Genomic DNA, 228 nt, shown 5'->3' on the forward strand with positions numbered 1-228 from the left:
GTGAAGGTGAGGCGGCCGAGCTGGTCGTCGACGACGGTCACCTTCTCGAGGGCGTCGGACGCGTCGGCCACGCGGTCGGAGAGAGACCTCATCGTCTTGACGAAGTTGCGGCCGTCGCCGATGACCCAGGAGCTGCGGACGACGTAGTGGCGCGGGCAGCCGGCCACGGCCAGGTCGCCGGCGGCCTTGGACTGGCCGTAGACGGACAGCGGGCTGAGGGGCTCGGAC

Annotated in this window: 1 protein-coding gene; it reads right to left on the reverse strand. The window is 71.1% G+C overall.

All coding sequences use genetic code 11. The annotated features are described in order from the left end of the window. On the reverse strand, positions 1 to 228 hold a 228-nt coding region (locus HJV72_RS18965; protein ID WP_208073420.1), incomplete at both ends, for a sugar nucleotide-binding protein.

The organism is Extibacter sp. GGCC_0201, from assembly GCF_017566055.1.
Taxonomy (GTDB): domain Bacteria; phylum Bacillota; class Clostridia; order Lachnospirales; family Lachnospiraceae; genus Extibacter.